Source organism: Fredinandcohnia quinoae (assembly GCF_022427965.1).
GTDB classification, from domain to species: Bacteria; Bacillota; Bacilli; order Bacillales; family Bacillaceae_L; genus Ferdinandcohnia; species Ferdinandcohnia quinoae.
On record NZ_JAKTTI010000021.1, the window covers coordinates 1 to 21,238 of the forward strand.

The 21,238-nt window shown below is 35.3% G+C and carries 24 protein-coding genes; 5 read left to right on the top strand and 19 right to left on the bottom strand.

Annotated features, from left to right (window positions below; translation table 11 throughout):
• Window positions 1–93 precede the first annotated feature (93 nt).
• From MJG50_RS13210 to paaA, 13 genes are all read right to left on the bottom strand, one after another.
• Window positions 94–888: an ABC transporter ATP-binding protein gene (locus tag MJG50_RS13210; protein WP_240256211.1), complete on the bottom strand. Its 795-nt coding sequence runs from the start codon at window positions 886–888 to the stop codon at window positions 94–96.
• Window positions 863–1,894 (bottom strand): ABC transporter permease, encoded by a 1,032-nt coding sequence (locus tag MJG50_RS13215; RefSeq protein WP_240256212.1) that lies wholly within the window; start codon window positions 1,892–1,894, stop codon window positions 863–865. The genes MJG50_RS13210 and MJG50_RS13215 overlap by 26 nt, the downstream gene beginning before the upstream one ends.
• Window positions 1,895–1,911: 17 nt before the next feature.
• Entirely contained in the window at window positions 1,912–2,919 is a 1,008-nt protein-coding gene (locus MJG50_RS13220) for an ABC transporter substrate-binding protein (RefSeq protein ID WP_240256213.1), read from the bottom strand.
• A 275-nt stretch (window positions 2,920–3,194) separates the two neighbouring features.
• On the bottom strand, window positions 3,195–4,142 hold the full coding sequence (locus tag MJG50_RS13225; RefSeq protein WP_240256295.1) for an NAD(P)H-dependent flavin oxidoreductase: 948 nt from the start codon (window positions 4,140–4,142) through the stop codon (window positions 3,195–3,197).
• Window positions 4,143–4,155: 13 nt separating this feature from the next.
• The gene (gene paaX / locus MJG50_RS13230) at window positions 4,156–5,034 is read right to left on the bottom strand and encodes a phenylacetic acid degradation operon negative regulatory protein PaaX (protein ID WP_240256214.1); all 879 of its coding nucleotides are present in this window, start codon (window positions 5,032–5,034) and stop codon (window positions 4,156–4,158) included.
• A gap of 100 nt (window positions 5,035–5,134) precedes the next feature.
• Window positions 5,135–6,334: an acetyl-CoA C-acyltransferase gene (locus tag MJG50_RS13235; protein WP_240256215.1), complete on the bottom strand. Its 1,200-nt coding sequence runs from the start codon at window positions 6,332–6,334 to the stop codon at window positions 5,135–5,137.
• Window positions 6,335–6,357: 23 nt separating this feature from the next.
• On the bottom strand, window positions 6,358–7,209 hold the full coding sequence (locus MJG50_RS13240) for a 3-hydroxyacyl-CoA dehydrogenase (RefSeq protein WP_240256216.1): 852 nt from the start codon (window positions 7,207–7,209) through the stop codon (window positions 6,358–6,360).
• Between the two features lie 79 nt (window positions 7,210–7,288).
• Complete coding sequence (locus tag MJG50_RS13245) at window positions 7,289–8,062, bottom strand: enoyl-CoA hydratase-related protein (RefSeq protein ID WP_240256217.1); 774 nt, start codon at window positions 8,060–8,062, stop codon at window positions 7,289–7,291.
• 26 nt (window positions 8,063–8,088) lie between these two features.
• Window positions 8,089–8,397: an EthD family reductase gene (locus tag MJG50_RS13250; protein WP_240256218.1), complete on the bottom strand. Its 309-nt coding sequence runs from the start codon at window positions 8,395–8,397 to the stop codon at window positions 8,089–8,091.
• Window positions 8,398–8,427: 30 nt separating this feature from the next.
• Window positions 8,428–8,922, bottom strand: coding sequence for a 1,2-phenylacetyl-CoA epoxidase subunit PaaD (gene paaD, locus MJG50_RS13255; protein WP_240256219.1), 495 nt, complete (start codon window positions 8,920–8,922; stop codon window positions 8,428–8,430).
• Between the two features lie 23 nt (window positions 8,923–8,945).
• On the bottom strand, window positions 8,946–9,767 hold the full coding sequence (gene paaC, locus MJG50_RS13260) for a 1,2-phenylacetyl-CoA epoxidase subunit PaaC (protein ID WP_240256220.1): 822 nt from the start codon (window positions 9,765–9,767) through the stop codon (window positions 8,946–8,948).
• Complete coding sequence (gene paaB / locus MJG50_RS13265) at window positions 9,760–10,125, bottom strand: 1,2-phenylacetyl-CoA epoxidase subunit PaaB (RefSeq protein ID WP_431307285.1); 366 nt, start codon at window positions 10,123–10,125, stop codon at window positions 9,760–9,762. The genes paaC and paaB overlap by 8 nt, the downstream gene beginning before the upstream one ends.
• Window positions 10,126–10,127: 2 nt before the next feature.
• Window positions 10,128–11,021 carry a 1,2-phenylacetyl-CoA epoxidase subunit PaaA gene (gene paaA, locus MJG50_RS13270; RefSeq protein WP_431307289.1) on the bottom strand — a complete coding sequence of 298 codons (894 nt, stop codon included), beginning with the start codon at window positions 11,019–11,021 and terminating at the stop codon, window positions 10,128–10,130.
• A 303-nt stretch (window positions 11,022–11,324) separates the two neighbouring features.
• On the opposite strand from paaA, the gene MJG50_RS13275 reads away from it, so the two are divergent.
• A complete protein-coding gene (locus tag MJG50_RS13275) occupies window positions 11,325–12,668 on the top strand; it encodes a sodium-dependent transporter (RefSeq protein ID WP_240256223.1) in 1,344 nt (447 codons plus the stop codon).
• A 40-nt stretch (window positions 12,669–12,708) separates the two neighbouring features.
• Here the strand turns inward: MJG50_RS13275 and MJG50_RS13280 are convergent, their stop codons facing one another.
• Window positions 12,709–14,034 carry a hemolysin family protein gene (locus MJG50_RS13280; RefSeq protein ID WP_240256224.1) on the bottom strand — a complete coding sequence of 442 codons (1,326 nt, stop codon included), beginning with the start codon at window positions 14,032–14,034 and terminating at the stop codon, window positions 12,709–12,711.
• A gap of 211 nt (window positions 14,035–14,245) precedes the next feature.
• On the opposite strand from MJG50_RS13280, the gene MJG50_RS13285 reads away from it, so the two are divergent.
• Complete coding sequence (locus tag MJG50_RS13285; RefSeq protein WP_240256225.1) at window positions 14,246–14,776, top strand: YceI family protein; 531 nt, start codon at window positions 14,246–14,248, stop codon at window positions 14,774–14,776.
• A 50-nt stretch (window positions 14,777–14,826) separates the two neighbouring features.
• On the opposite strand, the gene MJG50_RS13290 is transcribed toward MJG50_RS13285, so the two are convergent.
• Window positions 14,827–15,192: a hypothetical protein gene (locus MJG50_RS13290; protein ID WP_240256226.1), complete on the bottom strand. Its 366-nt coding sequence runs from the start codon at window positions 15,190–15,192 to the stop codon at window positions 14,827–14,829.
• Window positions 15,193–15,434: 242 nt separating this feature from the next.
• On the opposite strand from MJG50_RS13290, the gene MJG50_RS13295 reads away from it, so the two are divergent.
• A complete protein-coding gene (locus MJG50_RS13295; RefSeq protein WP_431307290.1) occupies window positions 15,435–15,602 on the top strand; it encodes a hypothetical protein in 168 nt (55 codons plus the stop codon).
• Here MJG50_RS13295 and dacB read toward each other — a convergent pair.
• From dacB to MJG50_RS13315, 4 genes are all read right to left on the bottom strand, one after another.
• On the bottom strand, window positions 15,599–17,080 hold the full coding sequence (dacB, locus tag MJG50_RS13300) for a D-alanyl-D-alanine carboxypeptidase/D-alanyl-D-alanine endopeptidase (protein WP_240256296.1): 1,482 nt from the start codon (window positions 17,078–17,080) through the stop codon (window positions 15,599–15,601). The genes MJG50_RS13295 and dacB overlap by 4 nt on opposite strands.
• Window positions 17,081–17,212: 132 nt before the next feature.
• On the bottom strand, window positions 17,213–18,043 hold the full coding sequence (locus tag MJG50_RS13305; RefSeq protein ID WP_240256228.1) for an undecaprenyl-diphosphate phosphatase: 831 nt from the start codon (window positions 18,041–18,043) through the stop codon (window positions 17,213–17,215).
• A 28-nt stretch (window positions 18,044–18,071) separates the two neighbouring features.
• The gene (locus MJG50_RS13310; protein WP_240256229.1) at window positions 18,072–18,683 is read right to left on the bottom strand and encodes a DedA family protein; all 612 of its coding nucleotides are present in this window, start codon (window positions 18,681–18,683) and stop codon (window positions 18,072–18,074) included.
• A 96-nt stretch (window positions 18,684–18,779) separates the two neighbouring features.
• Window positions 18,780–19,556, bottom strand: a complete 777-nt coding sequence (locus tag MJG50_RS13315; RefSeq protein WP_240256230.1) for an exodeoxyribonuclease III — start codon at window positions 19,554–19,556, stop codon at window positions 18,780–18,782.
• Between the two features lie 140 nt (window positions 19,557–19,696).
• Between MJG50_RS13315 and MJG50_RS13320 the strand changes: the two genes are divergently transcribed.
• On the top strand, window positions 19,697–20,728 hold the full coding sequence (locus MJG50_RS13320) for a hypothetical protein (protein ID WP_240256231.1): 1,032 nt from the start codon (window positions 19,697–19,699) through the stop codon (window positions 20,726–20,728).
• 62 nt (window positions 20,729–20,790) lie between these two features.
• Window positions 20,791–21,207 (top strand): transcriptional regulator MntR, encoded by a 417-nt coding sequence (mntR, locus tag MJG50_RS13325; protein ID WP_240256297.1) that lies wholly within the window; start codon window positions 20,791–20,793, stop codon window positions 21,205–21,207.
• The last annotated feature ends 31 nt before the right edge of the window (window positions 21,208–21,238 follow it).

Consider the following 21,238-nt stretch of genomic DNA (forward strand, 5'->3'; position numbering starts at 1 on the left):
CAAGCCTGTAGTGGACTTTCACCACCGAGTATTCGCCCATGCAGGGCGCACAAAGAAAAGGGAATAACAAAAGATGTTACTCCCTTTTTAATATTAAGATAGTAAAGCGCGGTCACTTGCCATTTTTGTACCTCTAATACGCTGGAATTCATTTAATAAATTTTCAATCGTTAAGTTATGTTTTTCTTCCTCGTCGACCTCTAATATGATTTGCCCTTTATCCATCATGATTAAGCGATTTCCAAGATCCAGAGCCTGTTGCATATTATGTGTCACCATTAAAGTTGTAAGGTTGTATTTTTCAACTATTTTCTTTGTTAAAGTTGTAATCAGTTCTGCACGTGCAGGGTCTAAAGCAGCTGTATGCTCATCAAGTAGCAATATCGCTGGTTCAGTAAAAGTTGCCATTAACAAAGACAATGCCTGCCTCTCCCCCCCAGATAGGAGACCAACCTTCGCGGATAACCGATTTTCTAGCCCTAAATGAAGAGATTCCAATACTTCCTTAAAATATTCTCTCCTTTTTTTAGTTACCCCTTTTCTTAAAGTTCTTCGTTTATTTCGAGAATACGCCATTGCAAGATTTTCTTCAATTGTCATATTTGGTGCAGTTCCAGCCATCGGATCCTGGAATACTCGACCAATAAACTTTGCCCGTCTATTTTCAGTCATATTGGTAACATCATTATCTTGAATGACAACTTTACCAACGTCAGGAGTAAGTACTCCTGAAATGACATTCATCAATGTAGATTTACCTGCCCCGTTACTTCCAATAATCGTTACAAAATCACCTTGCTTTAATGATAAATTAGTCCAATCTAATGCAACTTTCTCATCTTGTGTACCTTCATTAAAAATTTTATGAATCTGATTTAAGTGCAGCATTTGCCTCACCCTTTCTATCTGAAGGTACTGAAATCCGCTCCATATTCTCTATTAGTCGTTTTGAACGTCTCTTCTTTTCTTTTGATGCCTCGATAATCTTTGGCATCACAAGTGCTAAAATAACAATAGTTGCCGTTATTAATTTCATATCTCCTGGCTGGAGGAAATCAACCCTTAATGCAAGTGTTACAACAATGCGATAGATGATGGCTCCACCTATTACCGCAAGCGTTGTTCTTGCAATTGTTTTCGTACCAAATAGCGCTTCGCCAATAATGACAGATGCTAAACCAATAATGATCATTCCAATCCCCATAGCAACATCGGCAAATCCACCTTGTTGCGCAATCAGGGATCCAGAAAAAGCAACCATTGCATTTGAAAGACCAAGACCTACAATGACAGTCATATTGGTATTAGCAGATAGACTACGGATCATTCGTTTATTATCCCCCGTTGCCCGTATTGCAAGACCTACCTCAGTTTGAAGAAAGCGATCAGTTAAAAACTTGATAAGGAAGGTTACGAAAATCATAAAAAGTAAGATACCCCATGTCGTAGGAAGCATATCCTCCAACCCAATCGCAATCAAAAATCGATTGAAAAATGAGTCAATCCCGCTCGAACTCGACACATCACTTACCTTAGTAAAAGCAGTATCGATATTAAGAAGTGATACATTTGATCTACCCATAATCCTAAGATTAATCGAGTAAAGTGCAATCATCATCAAAATTCCAGAAAGCAACGCATTAATTTTACCAAATGTATGGATAAATCCAGTAATACATCCTGCCGCAAAACCTGCAAATAAAGCACAAACAGTTGCTATAAATGGGTTAACCCCGCTTGCGATCATGATTGCAGAAACAGCTGCACCGGTTACGAAGCTTCCGTCCACTGTTAAGTCTGGAAAATCAAGCACACGGAAGGACAGGTAAACTCCAATTGCCATAATTGCATAAATGATGCCTGATTCAAATGCCCCAAATATAGCTGTAAACAATGAGAACCATCCTCTCTTTATTCGCCTTCAAAAAACTCCGCAATCTCTTCCCATTCTGATTTGATTTCTACACCTTGTTCTTTCGCGGCTTTTTTATTTATTACTAGTTGTAAACTATCAGGAAGTTCTACTGGTATCTCAGAAGGTTTCTTCTCGCCTTTGAGAATTGCAGCCGCCATTAAACCAGATTGATAGCCAATATCAAAATAATCAAAACCACTTGCGGCAATTGCACCTTTTTTCATAGAATCAAGCTCACCCACAAAAAGCGGAATCTTTTTGCTATTTGCAACCCCTATGACTGATTCTAATGCTGTTACGACTGTATTATCAGTTGGAATATAAATTGCATCGACTCGACCAACTAAAGATTCAGCCGCTTGTTTTACTTCAGCTGTCGTTGAAACCGATACCTCTACTAATGAGGCACCATTTGCTTTCGCCAATTCATCAACTTGTTTGACCTGTACTTCTGAATTTTGTTCACCAGAGTTATAGATTACCCCTATATTTTTGGCACCGATCTCTTGTGTAATAAAGTCAATTGTCTTTTTCGTTGCATCGGGATGATTGTCAGTCGTTCCAGTAATATTTTCACCAGGCTTGTCAAATGCTTCTACTAAGCCAGCGCCAATTGGATCTGTAACAGATGTGAAAATAATTGGAATGTCTTCTGTTTCATTTAACGCTGCAACCGCACTCGGAGTAGCATTAGCGAAGATAAGGTCAACCTTGTCTCCTACGAAGTTTTTTGCGATCGTAGAAGTATTATTCATATCTCCTCCAGCATTTTCAATCGAAAATTCAACATTGTCTCCTTCTTTAAATCCTTCATCTTCAAGCGCCTTTATAAACCCTTCTGTTGCTGCATCTAATGATGGATGTGGAGCATATTGAGTAAGTCCAATCAGATATTGTTTCTCCTCTCCATCCTTTGAAGCATTATTTGAAGCATCCTTTCCACATCCAGCTAATACGATGAAGCTAGCCAATACTAGTGATAGAGCTTTTACAGATTTCTTCATGCAGATCCCCCTTTTAATATTTTTAATTGAAACCGGCAGATCATCTTTGATATGCCAGGTATAGAAACCAACCATATGTACTTTATATAATAAATACTATCTCCACCGTGAATATATCGTTATAGTATCACCTACCCAATAATAGAGTCAATAATATTCCAAAGATTTAATATATTTAGATAAATATTTGTCTATTATATTATTCTTTACAACAAAAAGCTACATAAAATAAGCAAGCAACATTTTATTATGCTGCTTGCTTATCCATTTGACGATTAAAAAGTACTTGCAATTTTAATCAATTGATTTTTTGCACTGTCCATCATTGCATCCAATAATTCTTTCACACTTGGTAAATCCTTTATCAGTCCGGAAATTTGACCTGCGTTCAGAAAGCCTTGATCACCTTTGCCCTCTAAAGCACCAATCCTATGAAAGTCTTCTGAAGTAAGCTGGGAAAATTCATCTATTGAAATGCCACTTTTTTCATACTTTAATAATGACTGAGCATACTCAGTATTCATTATCCTCCGTATTCTACCAACCGAACGACCCACAATAACCGTGTCGTGATCAAGTGCTGAAATAAGGGTACGTTTGTATTCATCATGAAATGGAGCTTCTTTCGTTACGATAAATCTTGTCCCCATTTGTACACCACTTGCACCTAAGGCAAGCACCGCAGCTAGTCCACGGCCATCACCAATCCCACCTGCTGCAACAACAGGGATTTGGACATTATCAACAATTTGTGGAATAAGTGTTAAGGTTGTTGTTTCTAAATTAGAAATAATACCTGCCGCTTCATAACCTTCAGCAACAATAATGTCTGCACCCACTTGTTCGCATTTTATTGCTTGTTTTACAGATGCAACAACTGTCATCACTTTTATCTTATTTTTATGAAGAATTGGGATATAAGGAGTTGGATTTCCAGCAGATAAAGATACTATTTTCACATCGTGTTTTATTATTAATTCAAGTAATTGTTCTACATTTTGGGAAACATTAATCGCAATATTAACCGCAAATGGTCCCTTCGTTCGTGTTTTTGTATCGATAATAATCTCTTCAACCTCATCAGGAGACATTGTTCCTGCACCAATTGTTCCAAGACCACCAGCATTTGAAATTGCCGATGTTAAAATTGAATTACTAATATTCCCCATACCGCCTTGAATAATTGGATATTTAATTTTTAGCATATTTGTTAATCGGTTCAGCTTATCCACCTCTTTACATATCAATCATAAATGGATGGTTCAAAACATTGTAATCATCATCTTTGTTCTTTATTTCATTTCCTTCTTTAAACACTTGCTCAAAAAAACTAGATGCAGGTTTGGCTAATTCCTTATAATAATCCGCAAAGAGAGTTGCAGCATGGCCTCCTAACCAGTGGCTAGGTAAAAGCTCTTCTGGTAATCCAGGATCTACAAATAAAAATTTACGGTATTCATGAACTAGCTTAGCCCGTTCAACAAAACATTCAGCCTCTGTCATCTGTCCCTTTTGGATTTTATTTTTAGCAATGATGTATTTCTGACTATAATCACTAATGAAATTCTGATATTTTGCATTAATCTCCTGTAAATCCCAACTTTTCTGAACTAATTTCGAATTTTCATGTGGGCCGCTATATTCAGCGACAAAAAAATCGACATACTGTGCGATATCATATTTTTCGATTAAATCATACACTTGTTTATCCAGATTATTTGCAGACACCCAACAGCTATTTGAAATAGTTCCAAAGCCACTCCAAACTAGTTCTTTTCGTAATTCGTCTCTTACATTACGAATTTCTTCTGGAATTGTATACAAGAGAATTCTCCATTTGCCATCCCATTTTTCTGGCTTAAGCTTGAAAATACGATTTGCAGCTTCATCTATTCTCTTCTGGCCTCGTTCTGTTAATGAATAGTAGCTTTTATTCCCATTTTTTTCTGCTTGGACCCAACCTTGTTTATTCATTCTTGAAATTGCTGCCCTTACAGATTGATCATTATGACCAAATTCATTTAATAACCGTATTAAGCTCCCAATCCATATTTTACTTCCATAATGGGAGATGTAGTCGCCATATAAAGTAAAAATCATTGATCTAGTATTCACTTTAGCAATCCTCATTTCACTATATATCTATTTCGAGAAAAAAACGTTATATATATTCTACTAGAGAATGCTAAACTTTCAAAATACTTTTTCGACAACATTACATATTTTTAATTATCGTTGCAATTCCTTGCCCAACACCAACGCACATTGTGGCAAGACCAAAGTGAACTTTTTGTCTCTTCATTGCATGAATGAGCGTTGTTAATATTCTTGCTCCACTTGCCCCTAATGGATGACCTAATGCGATTGAACCACCATTAATATTGACTCTCTCGATATCTAAATCTAGTTCACGAATACACGCAATAGATTGTGAAGCAAAGGCTTCGTTTAATTCGATTAAGCCAATATCTGTTAAAGATACCCTTGTTCGTTCCAGCACTTTTCTCGTTGCAAATATTGGACCAATTCCCATCATTGAAGGTTCAACACCTGCTACAGCAGATCCAACATATTCGACAAGTGGCTCAACACCAAGCTGAATAGCCTTTTCTTCGCTCATAATTAATAATGCAGAAGCTCCATCATTCACACCTGAAGCATTTCCAGCTGTAACTGTTCCATTTGCAAAAATAGGTTTCAATTTTGTGAGTTTCTCCAGTGTAGTATCAGGTCGAACATGTTCGTCCTTAACCACTGTCGTTACATTTCCATTCCGATCTAAGTAAGTAACTGGTACAATTTCAGTCTCAAAAAAACCCGATTCAATTGCCTTTTTTGCACGCATTTGACTTAAGAGTGCAAATTCATCTTGTTCATTCCTACTTATCTGATAAAAGTTTGCGACATTTTCAGCTGTTTCTGGCATACCATCCGTCCCATACATTTCTTCTATTCTATCATTTATAAATCGCCAGCCAATTGTTGTGTCATACATTTGCATATTTCCTCTTGGGAATTCTGAACTTGGTTTCCCCATTACTAACGGCGCTCTTGTCATACTTTCTGTTCCACCTGCAATGAAGATATCCCCTTCACCAGCTATGATACATCTTGCAGCATAATTAACTGCATCCAATCCTGATCCACATAGTCGATTAATTGTTGTTCCAGACACTTCAACTGGTAGTCCAGCCAATAAGCTAGACATACGTGCCACATTTCGATTATCCTCACCAGCCTGGTTTGCATTGCCAAAGACTACATCTTCTATATCAGCGCCCTTTATCAAAGGGTTTCGCCTTATCAAAGCCTTGATTACCATCGAACCTAAATCATCTGGACGGATATTTTTCAAGACTCCATTATATTTACCTATTGGTGTTCTTACCGCATCGACAATTACTACTTTCTTCATATTTTAAATACCCCACTTTACTCTTACTTGGAATAATCATAAACTCCTCTACCGGTTTTTCTACCTAACCGACCTGCTTTGACATATTGTTCTAATAGTGGGGCGGGTCGAAATTTTTCCCCTAGCTTTTCATGAAGATATTTTAAATTATTCAGTCTTGTGTCCAACCCAACCAAATCCCCTAGTTCAAAAGGTCCCATCGGATAATTCAATCCAAGCTTAATTGCCTTATCTATATCTTCCGCGGTAGCGACACCCTCCTGTAGCATATAGAATGCCTCATTGCCAACAAGGGCACTTATTCGACTCGTAACAAATCCCGGAAATTCATTAACAAGCACTGTTTCTTTCCCCATGTTTTCCGCTACTTTTTTTACAATTTCTACGGTTTCTTGACTTGTTTCAAGGCCGCGAATTATTTCGACTAGAGGCATTTTATGAACAGGATTAAAAAAGTGCATAGCGATTACTTTATCAGGTCTTTTTGTAAAGGAACCAATTTCCGTTGGACTCATTGTCGAGGTATTAGTTGCAAAGACACAGTCAGTTGGAGCATGTTGTTCAATAATTTGAAATATATTTTTTTTCGTTTCGATGACTTCTGGAACTGCCTCGATAATTAATTGAGCGTCATCGATGTTTTGTGCAAGAAAATTTGAGTATAATAATCGATTTCTGGCTTTTTCCATACCCATAGTTGTTAGCTTTGTCTTAGTAACAGCTTTGTCGAAAAGACTCTCTATTTCTATTCTTGCATGATTTAATTGTTTTTCATTAATATCAATGAGAGTTGTCATGTACCCACCAATAGCACTTACATAGGCAATGCCTCTTCCCATTACTCCAGAACCAATTACAACTATTTTTTCGATCAAACAATCCCCTCCTAAATTTGAAATGGAATGAGGGTTGACATTGAAGTCAACCCTAATAAACAACATATTTTCTACAACACTAATACCCCTTAAATACCGGTTTCCTTTTTTCCATAAATGCCTGAATTCCTTCTTTATGATCATTAGTGAGACCCGCAAGTCGTTGGCCTTCTGCATCTTTTTCAAGAAATTCTTCAAAGGTTACATCCCAGCTTGCTTTTAAATTTCTCTTAATTAATCCAATAGCCTTTGTTGGCATATTTGCAAGTTTACTTGCGAATGCTTCAACACCTTCGCTCCATTCAGTAGCAGGGATTATCTTCGTGACAAGTCCTAGATCAAATGCTTCTTGTGCTGTTATCTTATCTCCAAACACTGCTAGTTCAAGTGCTTTTGCATGTCCAACCATCTTCGTCAAATAATATAGATTACCAGCATCAGGAATAAGTCCAACATGAACAAACGACTGAACAAAGCTTGCATGATCAGAAGCGATTCGAAAGTCACACGCTAGTGAAAGACTCATACCAGCGCCTGCTGCAACTCCATTTACTGCTGCGACAATTGGCTTTTCACAATGATCCAGTTCCTTAAGCATGGGATTATATCTCTGCCTTAGAACATCTCCAAGATCCATATCATCTGTTACCCCAGCCAAATCCTCACCTGAGCAAAATGCGCGACCTTGTCCTGTGATAACGAGTGTTCTGACTGTTTCATCTTTACTAGATTGTTTTATCGCAAATTTTACTTCTCTATTTAACTGTTCAGTAAATGCATTTAATCGTTCTGGTCTATTAAGAGTTATCCAGGCAATCTTGTTTTTGACCTCATACTTTATCGTTTCAAACAAGTAATTAACCTCCCCAATTAACTGCTTTACTCTTCAATTTCTTCACCAATCATTAAAGTAATGATATCTCCAGCAAATGACATCACATCTTTACCTGATGCTTTCCCTTCATCCGTTCTCATTGCTGCTTGCAATGCTTTATGACTGTCATAATACATTTCACACATTAAATAATACTCACCCTCACCACCCATTGGACTACCTAAAATCTTTGTTACTTCCATTTTCCTTAGACCAGGTATTTTCGCTGTAATAGGCGCATGTGTATTAAAATAATGTTCATTAAATGCCTCTTTATCTTCAGGATGTTTATACAACGCGATTAGTTTTACCATTAACTCAATCTCCTTTTACTTTGTTATTTTTCACATCATTGTTGATACTGGTTTCATTGCTTCAAATGGATTTTTGCACGTTTTACAATACAAAATACTTCTGCAAGCAGTTGGCCCAAAGATATTCTCCATTGTTGTATAACTTGAATTACAGTAGGGGCAATCCACCTGCCACCTTCCAGATTCATTCACTAGCTTAGGGGGTGGCGCAATTCCGAACTCTTTTAATCGTTCCCTTCCCTCTTCAGTAACACGTTCTGAAGTCCATGGAGGAGAAAAATCAAATTGAACATTAAATTGCTTCGTTCGGTCTAGATGATCAATCGATTTCAAAATATTCTTCTTAATAATATCTAGTGCTGGGCAACCAAGAAACGTCGGTAATAAATGTATGTCAACACGATCATTAGTAATTACAAGCTTTTCAAGCATACCAAGCTCTATAATTGAGATTGAATCGATTTCAGGATCCTTCACATTTTGAAGCTCTATCATGATTTTTTCCTTTAAAATCTCATTTGACATAAAAATCCTTCCTTATTGAAAATTCACCAAACCGCATTTGGGTCAATCTGATATACTTCGCTAAGCGTTTCGAGGGCATTTTTCAAATCAACGGTATGCTCACCATTTCTCCCGTTGCCATTTTTTAATCCAAACTTTTTTGGAAATACAAGATTCATACTTTCAAAGATTGGTTTAATAGAATTAATCCATCTTTTCTTCAATACCTCCTCTGATTCGATTAATCCCAATTCAACCATTTCCCTTTCTTTTGGACCTAAACTTAACATCCCGCCAAAGTCATCGGTTACAATCTTAATTGCCGCTTCCATTCTTGTTCGTGCTTCTCCACTTGCTGATATTAATTGCGTAAACCAAGTCCTCCAATGAAGTAGATGATAATAAAGCTCCATCTTTACCTTTATAGCAATATCAGAAAGTGGTTTATAGCATGATGTTTTAAGCGAATCTATCCGAATTTTCTTAGCTTCTGTATAAAAAAAATTCCGCACTACTGCAAATGCCCAGTCATATTGTGGTTCAACCAGATAATGACCAGGTCCATTTACTAATTCCAAAACAACCGCATTACGTCTTTCCTCATATGGACGTCCATGAGCAAGATCATCCATTTTGCCTACTCCTAAGTCTTCTAATAATTGATAATACATCGCTGCATGCCCCATTAAATCTTGGCTAATTGATGAAAAAGCAACATCTTCTTCTATATGTGGTGCAAGCCCAAGCCATTCTGAACCTCGATATGAAAGAATGAAATCATCATCTGCTAATTGGAATAATAACTCTGTTAACACAGTATGAAATCTATTTTGACTTATGAAGCTAGTGTTATTGCTACTAGTCATTGCTTGGCTTTCCTCCCCATGATAGAATTTCCTTCTCATCTAACATTTCTTGTTCGTACTTTCGCCATTTCTTCTTTAAATAGCCATAGCCCTTTGTATTACGATAATCTTTATTATCAAGCCTCTTTAAGGATTGTCGTTCCTCTACACTCATCTTTCGAATATCACTTCGCTTTACAACCCATAAGTCGGCAACTGGTTCCCGCCTCATAAAATTTTCTTGGGCCATAATCAATGCCAATTCTTGATTTGGTGCCAATAAAGAAAATTGATATTGTAGAGGAGAAGTGTCGCTTCTTTTACTAAATACCTCAAATTCCTGAAAAAATCCGCTATCCTTCAATAAACTCCCCCCCATTATTAACTTAAAGCTTCATGCACCCATTTATTCGTTTCATAAGTAATTTGTCGTAACCGTAATCTCTGTTTTGATTTAGGCCCATTATTTTTAATGATTTGCTTAAATTTGCCCCAATCAGGCTGTTGATAAATCCACTGCCTTTTTTCGTTATCAAAATACATCGTTTTATCTGGCAATTTCAACCCAAGTGAGAGCAACCTCGGTATATATTTCGTAAAAAAGTCCTGGCGCAGCTGTTCATTAGTCTTTGAGCGGATGTTATATTTTATCGTAATATCTTGTTTTGATGTCCCTGTTGTTGATGCATCACCTGGACCGAAAAACATTAGTAATGATTCCCACCAACGATCTATTGATTGTTGCAGCATTTCCTTTTGTGCTGCTGTTCCTTCCACTAATGTCATAATAATTGATTCCCCATGCTGGGCATGGAACACTTCCTCAGCACAAATTCGTTTTAACGCTCTTGCATATGGCCCATATGAAGCATGTAACATATTTGTCTGCGTAATAATAGCTGCCCCGTCTACAAGCCAACCAATAATACCTGCATCAGCCCACGATGGTGCCTCCATGTGGAAGACATTATGAAACTTCAAATCCCCATTGAATAAATCTTGAAAAATATCTTCCCTCGTTTTACCAAGTGGTTTCATTAAGTCCTCTGTAACCCGCAGTAGTAATTGGCCATGCCCCATCTCGTCCTGTACTTTTGCCATAATCCCAAGCTTTCTCTTTAAGCTTGGGGCTTTTGGTACCCACTCTTTTTCTGGCAGCGCTCCCATAATTTCACTAATTCCATGCATTGAAATTAACTTAATTAATGTGAATCGATATTCATCAGGCATCCAGTCATCGGCTTCAATTTTTTCACCGTTCTCAATACGTTTCATAAAATGCAGATGCTTTTCATGTTCAGTTAATAAATCAAACGAAAATACCTCAGACAATATATCCACCCCTCTATCCATATAACGTTTATTTTTCGTCCAACTTATTTCGAGTCATATATTTAAAACAAAGATAACGTGTTAATAGTAAAAAGTCAATTCATTTTCTGAAATTTTTTTATTTTCTTTTAAGAAAATAGTACATCTATAATTTTCGTGCTACAAAAAAAATTAGCAAAATATGCTGAAAAATGTTAATATAACATTTTAAAATAATTGTAATTCATAATTAATGAGGTGTATTTATTGAAGCAGGTCGATCAGTGGTCATCAAAGATTAGTTTTATTTTAGCAGCAGCGGGATCTGCGATAGGGTTAGGTGCAATTTGGAAATTCCCCTATGTAACGGGTACGAGTGGTGGAGGAATATTTTTTCTTATTTTTCTATTATTTACAGTATTAGTAGGATTACCACTCTTATTAGCTGAGTTCGTAATTGGAAGAAACACTCAGAAAGATGCTATTCAAGCATATAAAGAATTAGCACCAAACTCCTCTTGGCATTTAATAGGGCGTCTTGGAATTATTACTTGCTTTATTTTATTGTCATTTTATAGTGTTGTTGGAGGATGGATACTAATCTATCTAGTGAATGGGATAACAGGAAAACTTAGTGGACTGACTGAAGGGGAATATGTTCAGCTTTTCGAGGATACCATATCCAACCCATTTCTTGTCATTGGTGCACAACTAATTTTCTTAATGATTACAATCATTGTAGTAGGTAAAGGTGTAAAGGCAGGGATTGAACGAGCAAGTAAAATAATGATGCCAGCACTTTTTATACTCTTCATTATTTTAATCATCCGTTCAGTCACTCTTGATGGTTCACTTACGGGAATTAGCTTTTTTCTAAAGCCAGATTTTTCGAAGCTCACATCAGAAACGATTCTGTTTGCAATGGGTCAATCCTTTTTTGCTTTAAGTGTTGGAGTTTCAGTTATGGTCACATATAGCTCGTATCTCTCAAAAAAGGAAAATCTAGTTCAATCAGCAGTTTCAATCGTATCATTAAACATCCTAGTTGCTTTTCTCGCTGGTTTAGCTATTTTCCCTGCGGTATTCTCATTTGGCCTTAAGCCGGATGCTGGACCTGTATTGTTATTTAATGTTTTACCTACAGTATTTGATCAAATGCCACTAGGAATTTTGTTTTTTATCGCCTTTTTAGTACTATTCCTTTTTGCGACATTAACATCGGCATTTTCAATGTTGGAAATCATTGTTGCTCCCCTAGCAAAAGGAAGTGAACAAGGGCGCAAGAAGTTCTCTTGGATGTTCGGATTATTAATATTTCTAGTCGGTATTCCTTCTACTCTCTCATATGGGGTTCTGAGTGATATAACAATATTTGGAAAATCAATCTTTGATGCAGCAGATTTTCTTGTCAGTAATATTTTAATGCCTCTAGGCGCATTTTTAATTGCCATTTTCGTTCCATTAAAAATTTCCAAAGAAAAACTCCTGTCTGAGTTAAAATCAGGAAGTAATCTTTCAACAAAATTGTTTATTATCTGGTTTTTATTAATTCGTTTCTTTGTACCATTTATAATTTTTGTCGTCTTTCTAGATAGTTTAGGATTAATTTAAACAAAAAGAAGAGCCAGCAAGTTATTTTGCTGGCTTTTCCCTATTCATTCTCTTTTTGTAATTCATTAATCGTTGCCAAAATTCTTGTAATCCGTTTGTCATTTAATTCTTCGACTTTAAATGTAACATTTTTATATTCGATCGTTGGTTTTAAATCATCAGTAGGAATATATCCTACTTGTCCGATAACAAAGCCACTTAAAGTGTCATACTCCTCAGTAGGTAATTCAATATCAAGAATTACCTCGACATCATGTAAATTAGTAGTACCATCAATTGAATACGTATTTTCTTTGATTTCAATAATTTCTTCATCTTCTAGCTCATGCTCATCATATTCATCAAAAATATTCCCTACTATTTCTTCAATTAAATCTTCAATTGTAATAATTCCGTCTGTTCCGCCATATTCATCAAGTACGATTGCCATATGAATATTATTTTTTTGCAGCTCTTTGAACAATTCATCCGTTGGTTTTGATTCAAGTACAAAATATGGATCGCGTAGTAATTCCTTTAGGTTGAAAGAATTTTCATCACAGTTTTCAATAAATTGAATTAATTCCTTCGTATGTAAGATACCAACGATTCGATCAATATTTTCTTCATATACAGGAAATCTCGTATATTTTTCAATATTTACTAGCCTTACTGTATCTTTCAATGTGTAATTTATTGGGATCGCAACTATATTCGTACGATGGGTCATGATCTCCGATACAGTCTTATTGTCAAATTCAAATATATTATTGATCATAATCTTTTCAGCTTCTTGGATCGTTCCTTTTTCTTTCCCAACATCCACCATCATCCGAATTTCTTCTTCTGTTACATTTTCTTCTTCAGCATTTGGATCAATACCAAATAGACGTACAATTAGATTTGTTGACAATGTTAACAACTTAACAAATGGATATGTGATTTTTGATAAATACGTAAGTGGTGCAGCCGCAAACATCGAAATGGCCTCGGCTTTCTGAAGTGCGAGACGTTTTGGAACAAGTTCTCCGATGACTAACGTAAAATAAGATAAGATTAATGTAATAATGACGACAGAAATCGTCTCTAAAATATCCTTTGCAAGCGGTAATCCTAAGTTATACAAGGCATTTGCTAATTGACCAGCAAAACTACCTGCAGCAAAAGCACTAGCTAAAAAGCCTGCAAGTGTTATTCCAATTTGGATCGTAGCTAAAAATTGACTAGGCTCATTTAAAAGTTGATATAACATTTTCGCCTTTTTATTACCAGCATCCGCCATCATTTTAATTTTATTATCATTAAGTGAAACCATAGCCATTTCTGATGCAGCAAAAAATGCATTTAACACTAACAACAAAATAAGTATTACTATTTCTATTCCCACAAATTCCTACCTCCAATTGTAGAGGGCTATATCAATATCCTTCATAAAATCCCCTTTACAAACGGTTATTATACCATACCAAATCAGGTAAAAGTATTCTACATTTAATGATTGACATAAATGAATTTGCATTTTATAATTTATCTCAAAGCCAATTATCTTGATTTTAAGATTATTATTTTCAAATATTATTTATTGGAGGAGATTTTTAATGGTAAAAACAAAATGGACAGTAGATGCTTCACACAGTAGTATTGATTTTTCAGTAAAACATATGATGATTGCAAATGTAAAAGGAACATTTCACAACTTCGATGCAGTCATTGAAGCAGATCCTACAGATTTAACATCTGCTAATATCAAATTTTCAGTTGATCTAGCAAGTATCGATACCCGGAATGAGGATCGTGACGGACACTTACGTTCAGCTGACTTCTTTGATGTAGAAAACCATCCAACAATGACTTTCACATCAACCTCAATCGGCAAAACTGATGATGAAGAATATAATGTGACTGGTGATTTAACCATTCACGGTACTACAAAACAAGAAACGTTCAAAGTTACATTTGAAGGCCAAGGAAAAGATCCTTGGGGAAATGAAAAGGTTGGCTTCAGTGCTGAAGGATCAATTAGCCGTGGGGATTACGGTTTAGTTTGGAACTCTGCACTTGAAACTGGTGGAGTCTTAGTTGGAGATAAAGTTAAAATTTCACTTCAAATTGAAGCTCAAAAAGCATAAAAAAATAAAAATGGGAGTTGTTCATTGTGAACATGCTCCCATTATCTTATTTACGCAAACTTCTTTATCACATTATCAATTACCATTTGATCTTGTTTTGTTAATTTCTTTTGTATGATTGGAGAAGCAGGATTACATTTTGAAAGCTCCGAAGATAAGATTTCAAGATAAAATGGATTTGATTTTCGATTTCCGCCCAGATATCCTCTCAATATTTTTAATCTCTTGCTGTCACCAGTCATTTGACCCTCATAATCCCATTGGATTTGATTCTCATACAAGTTATCAAGTCTTGCCTTTAAACTAATCGCTTCTGATGCTGCTTCTTCTGGTGTACTGAAATAAGTATCTGCCCTTCTCATACCTTTTTTTCTGACACCGTCCCCAGCTTTTGCTTGATAAAAAACGACTTTCATAAAATCATCCTCCCACGTTCCTCCATTAGGTGAGTATAAACACCGGAAGACAAAGATTTTAACTCCTATATAGTAGTATACCCTTAATTACCAACTACTACCACTCTATTTTGGAATAGCTGCGATTACTTATTCTATGGGCCTTCTTTTTCATTTTACAAATGACTCCACTCTTGCTATTTATACGTTAGAATGGTAGAGTTAGAACTTAAGGATAAAAAATGACAAGTGAGTTGATAAAATTGAAAAGTAAATTTCAAGTTAACGACAAAGTAATCATAAAAACTTCGGGTGAAACTGTAACAATAACAAAATCAAGTTATATTACAAATATGAAAAGATATTCATATACTGTTAAGGAATATCCAAGTACTTTTTATTTTGAGGATGAAATTAAACCGTCAAATTAATTAAATAATATATTTACGATTTTATCTTCAATGGCTTTGCCGTCTGAACCATCGATTAAGTTATTGAGGATAATTGAAAATACTAAGACATCCCCATTACGGGTCGTAATATAGCCCGATAATGAGCTTACTGTCCGAATACTGCCTGTTTTTGCAAGTACTTTTCCGTTCATTTCACTAGACTTAAGTCGATTCCTCATGGTTCCGCCTATGTTCTTATCCCCATTACCGGCTATTGGCATGGACTTCAAATAAGAGGGAAACCACTCTTCTTTCTGAATTGTATATAATAAATATGAAATATCATTTGCTGATATTAAATTAACATGGGAGATTCCTGAACCATCTCTAATAACCATTTGATCAGGATTAACCCCTAATTTTGAAAGCTCATTCTTCATCACCTCTATACCTTTATCCCAGCTTCCTTCTCCTTTATTAACTTTACCCATTTCCTTCACCAATGTTTCCCCATGTCCATTATTACTTAGCTTCATGAACGGAATCATAAGCTCAGAAAGTGTAATCGAGTGATGTGATACAAGTGACTCTGCACTTTCTGGTGTTTTTCCACTTCCTTCTTCCCCTATTAAAATAATTCCTTCATCTATTAGCGATTGTTTAAATAAATCCAACGCATAGCCAGTTGGTTCCCATACAGATATCCATTCAGAGGTGCGATTGGAATTAATAGGAATAGTTCCCATGATTGTAATCGTATTTGATCCATGTTCCCGATATATTTCGAGCTCTTTAACACCTTCTGAGGAAATTGTTTTTGCTTGATTAATTATTTTTACATAATTATTTTTTGGTTGAATCGTAATGGTAGGTTCCTTGTTGATTTCATTACCAGGAGATATAGTGATGATAACCGTCCCAGAATCATAGTCCTTATTTGGTGATGCCGTTAATGCTGAGACCGCCGAACCGTAATACGTCGTCTCATCTACCCATGTTAAATCAATTGAATATCGTTCATCATCATACCATGTATCATCAGCAATTAAATTTCCAATGATCATTTCAATCCCGCTATCCTTTATTTTTTTCGCTAACTGTTCAAAATCTGATATTAACAAAGTAGGATCACCTTTACCTTTTAAATATAGATTACCCTCTAGTTTTTTATCATTTACATTTCCGTCTGTTAATACCTCTGTTTCAAAGGTGTATGTCTCTCCTAATGAAGAAAGCGCTGTTGCAGCAGTAAGTAATTTCAAATTCGAAGCTGGTCGTAGTCTTGTATGACCATTATGTTCGAACAATAGCTCTCCAGTAGTTGCCGATCTAATACTTATACCCGCTATTGCTCCCTCTAATGCTGGTTCACTTCTTATTAATTGATTTAACTTTTGAAATACTTCTTTTCCCTCACCTATTGCAAGTACCGTATTTCTCTCAACATGTATGTAAGGAATAAATGCAAACATAAATAGAATAGTTATTCCAATGAATGCTTTAACAATCTTAGTAATTTCTTGTACCCTCCTCTATTAATAGTAAATGGAAAAATTGAACCATTATCATATTGTATACAGAGGATATTAGGAATATTATCCCTTTTAATAAAAAGAAAAAAGCATCCGAAAGAATGCTTTTCACTTTAATTAAAAATAAACGATATAAATTATAACTGCTAATAGAATTCGATAAATTGCAAATGGTAGAAGTTTCACTTTATCAATAAGCTTCAAGAAAAAGCGAATACAGATTAGTGCAAATACAAAGGCACTAATAAAACCAGCAATAAAAAATGGCAAAGCATCCATAGTAAAGTACTCTAAATTTTTAATAAAAGAAATTCCACTTGCACCAGCCATAATTGGAACTGCCATAATAAATGTAAAATCAGCTGCAGCTCTATGACTAAGGCCGACTAATACCCCACCAGAAATAGTTGCACCAGATCTTGAGAATCCTGGCCATAAAGAAAAACATTGAATAAGGCCAACTGTGAATGCTTGTTTGTATGTAATCTCATCAACTGCTTGAGCATGATCATTTTTGGCACTATATCGATCAGCAATAATCATTAAGATAGCCCCTACAACTAACCCGATTAAAACATATTTCGTATCAAATAAGTATTCATCAATTGTATCCTCAAATAATACTCCTAAAACACCTGCCGGAAGTAATCCAACGATAATATGTGTTAATTTCAGTCGCTTTTTACCGACAGGTACAATTTTATTTCGACGCAAGCCTAATAAATCAATAAAACGATCTTTGAATACAACAACTACCGCTAATATAGACCCAAGCTGAATCATAACCATGAACGTATTTGCTACGTATTTACTACCTAAGAACTTTTCGGAATGGAGCCAAATATCATCTACAATAATCATATGACCAGTAGATGATACAGGAGCAAATTCTGTTAACCCCTCAACCATTCCTAAAATAATCGCCTTAATAATTGTTAATAGTTCCATCTATTTGATAAACTCCTTCTATTTCGAATTATGCTTTTTTTCTTTTACTTTTATAAAATAAAACGATGAAAATAATTACTGCCGCTGCGATTATTGCATAGGTGATATTCGAATAAATATCCATATAATGAACAATTGTCGTCCAATTCTCTCCAACTGCTGCCCCTACTACAACAAGAATGATATTCCATATCAAAGTTCCTATTGTTGTAAATAATAGAAAGAGACCAAAATTCATATTTGACATACCAGCAGGGATTGAGATCAGACTTCTAATGAGCGGAATCATTCGGCAAAAGAATACAGTCCAATAACCATATTTGTCAAACCAAGCATCTGCTTTATGGATGTCTTCCTTCGTCACCCTTAAAATATGACCCCAGCGGTCAATGATCTTCTCTAATCTTTCTACATCAAGGAGCCTCCCAATTCCGTATAAAATAATGGCACCAACAACCGATCCGAAAGTTGCAGCAATGATTACACCAGGAATTGTTAAATTTGTAGTTGTTGTCATAACCCCACCGAATGTCAGAATAACTTCAGATGGGATAGGTGGGAACACATTTTCTAAGGCAATCATTAAGAAGATCCCGAAATAGCCAAATTGCTCCATAAAGTCCGTAATCCAATTATCCATTATTTACCTCCAAGATCCTTTAGCTAACTTGTTAGCAGCATCCTTATTGTAATCTATGTTTGTCCTACTTAAAAGTATTCCATTAAAAAACTGTACTTACAATTTTGTAAGATTATCATTAAGACTGATTTCTAAACAAATCGGACAATGATCACTACCCATCATATGTGAGTGGATAGTTGAATCTTTTACATGTTTTTTAATTCGTTCAGAAACTATAAAATAATCAATTCTCCAACCGATATTTTTCTCACGTACATTCCTCATATATGACCACCACGTATATTTGTCTTTCAAATCGGGATATAAATATCGGAATGAATCCACAAAACCTGATGAGAGTAATTCTGTCATTTTCTCTCGTTCCTCATCCGTGAAGCCCGAGTTCCCTTTATTAGATTTGAAATTTTTCAAGTCAATCTCACGGTGAGCAACATTCAAATCTCCGCAGTAGATGACAGGCTTTATTTGATCTAAATCTTTTAAATAGGTTCGAATTTTATCTTCCCAGCTTAAGCGAAATTCAAGCCTCGCTAAGTCCCTTTGAGAATTTGGAGTATATACATTCACTAAGAAGAATTGTTCATATTCTAAAGTTAAGATCCTACCTTCTGCTTCATCCATTTCATCTCCGACACCATATGTAACCGAGAGTGGTTCTTCCTTTGTAAAAACAGCAGTCCCTGAGTATCCCTTCTTCAAAGCATAATTCCAGTATTGATGGTATCCAGCTAATTCTAAATCTATTTGACCTTCTTGACATTTCGTCTCCTGAATACAGACTATATCCGCATCCACCTCATTAAAATAATCCAAAAAACCTTTATTCACACACGCTCTTATACCATTCACATTCCAAGAAATAAGTTTCATTTTTTTAACTCCCTTTTTTCACTTTCCTAAATATATCATATTTACTTTCTCATAGAAAACCAGAATGGCAAATATTAAGCAAATAAACTATTAATATTCCATGCTAAAATAGGTGCTAAGGAAGTGAATAATTTATAATGATGAAAAAGATAATCATCCCATTACTTTTCATTTTAACCTTACCTACTCTTCTTAGCCTAGACCCTAAAACATATGATTCTAGATATTACGCAAAATTCACATCTCCTGAAGGCATACAATTTTTAAGTTATTCAAAAGTGTGGGAAGAGGATGGATTAAGAGAATTATATAATGAATTATTAAAAAACAAACATGGTGCTGAATTAAGTCAATTACAAGAAGTAAGAGTTATTGGTAGTGCTAGCAAAACAAATGCTGCGATCCGTGGTCGTTACAATATATTAACAAACTCGATTACCTTATATGATGGTGATAAATATACGAATCCATCTTTACTGAGGGAAACGCTCTCTCATGAGTATGGACATCATTTTGGTTACTTTTACTTTCAATTTCATCAGTTCCCATTTTCAAAATGGGCAAAGCTGCGCAGTTTAGCAAATGAACCAATTCGTTGGGACTCCTTCTGGAATTATTCAATAAGCTCCCATGAATGGAATCCACAAGAAATTTTTGCAGAGGATTACGTTTTATTATATGGTGCTACAAAAAAAGTAGATAGTAAGGATGTTTATAGTAATGAAGCTTTTTATGTAAGAACTGAACATGAAAATCAAGAACTATCAAATGTGCTTGAAAATAAGGAACTACAACAGTACCTTGAAACACATACTGGTATTACGATCGATGATAACAGACTATTAAAAACTCCCAAGCTCCAATTCATACATGATAATAGGCTATCATTTTCTATAACAGAACGAAAAGATGTTGCCTACAGATTAAATCTTACTTTCTATGAAAAAGTTGCGGGTGAATTTACTCAAATCGATTATCAAGAAATGTTAAACGTAACTCTTGAAAAACGAAAATCCATTATCTTTTTAATCGATATCCCTTCTTCTGCAAACTATATTAAAGCAAATGTTGATATCGTTGATTTGAATACCTCTATCGGATTAACAACAGATTATTTTAACTTAATGATCGAAGAAGATGAATTTAAAAAAACAATTTCAATACTTGAATAGAAAAATCTGTTCCTTTCGTTATATAATATGTTTAATGAGTTCATTGAAAGGCGGTAATCAAGATACCAACACCTAGTATGGAAGATTATTTAGAAAAAATATACTTATCTATTCAACAAAAAGGCTATGCCCGAAGTGTTGATATCGCTTCTTCATTAAGTGTATTGCCCTCATCAGTAACAAAAATGATGCAAAAGCTAGATGAGGAAGGCTTTGGTGTTTATGAAAGGTATAGAGGATTTATCCTTACTGATAAAGGAAATAAAATAGCAAAAAAACTCGTTGAAAAGCACGAGATGTTAGAAGAATTTTTATTAATGATTGGTGTTCAACAGCAGAATATTTATGAAGAAGTAGAAAAGCTCGAGCATTATATTAGTAAGGAAACGGCATTTTGTATTACAACTTTAATGGAGTTTTTTGATGAAAATCCTGAAGCTAAAAAAGACTATGTATCATTTCGTAAAACAAAGCTTTAAAAAAGTTCCCTTATAATGAGGGAACTTTTTT

Coding starts and splice junctions, on each gene's coding strand:
- MJG50_RS13210 (WP_240256211.1), bottom strand. CDS start 888: ATGCTGCACTTAAATCAGATTCATAAAATTTTTAATGAAGGTACACAA.
- MJG50_RS13220 (WP_240256213.1), bottom strand. CDS start 2,919: ATGAAGAAATCTGTAAAAGCTCTATCACTAGTATTGGCTAGCTTCATC.
- MJG50_RS13235 (WP_240256215.1), bottom strand. CDS start 6,334: ATGAAGAAAGTAGTAATTGTCGATGCGGTAAGAACACCAATAGGTAAA.
- MJG50_RS13250 (WP_240256218.1), bottom strand. CDS start 8,397: ATGGTAAAACTAATCGCGTTGTATAAACATCCTGAAGATAAAGAGGCA.
- paaD (WP_240256219.1), bottom strand. CDS start 8,922: ATGTCAAATGAGATTTTAAAGGAAAAAATCATGATAGAGCTTCAAAAT.
- paaC (WP_240256220.1), bottom strand. CDS start 9,767: ATGACTAGTAGCAATAACACTAGCTTCATAAGTCAAAATAGATTTCAT.
- paaB (WP_431307285.1), bottom strand. CDS start 10,125: ATGGGGGGGAGTTTATTGAAGGATAGCGGATTTTTTCAGGAATTTGAG.
- paaA (WP_431307289.1), bottom strand. CDS start 11,021: ATGAAACGTATTGAGAACGGTGAAAAAATTGAAGCCGATGACTGGATG.
- MJG50_RS13285 (WP_240256225.1), top strand. CDS start 14,246: ATGGTAAAAACAAAATGGACAGTAGATGCTTCACACAGTAGTATTGAT.
- MJG50_RS13290 (WP_240256226.1), bottom strand. CDS start 15,192: ATGAAAGTCGTTTTTTATCAAGCAAAAGCTGGGGACGGTGTCAGAAAA.
- MJG50_RS13305 (WP_240256228.1), bottom strand. CDS start 18,043: ATGGAACTATTAACAATTATTAAGGCGATTATTTTAGGAATGGTTGAG.
- MJG50_RS13310 (WP_240256229.1), bottom strand. CDS start 18,683: ATGGATAATTGGATTACGGACTTTATGGAGCAATTTGGCTATTTCGGG.
- MJG50_RS13315 (WP_240256230.1), bottom strand. CDS start 19,556: ATGAAACTTATTTCTTGGAATGTGAATGGTATAAGAGCGTGTGTGAAT.
- MJG50_RS13320 (WP_240256231.1), top strand. CDS start 19,697: ATGAAAAAGATAATCATCCCATTACTTTTCATTTTAACCTTACCTACT.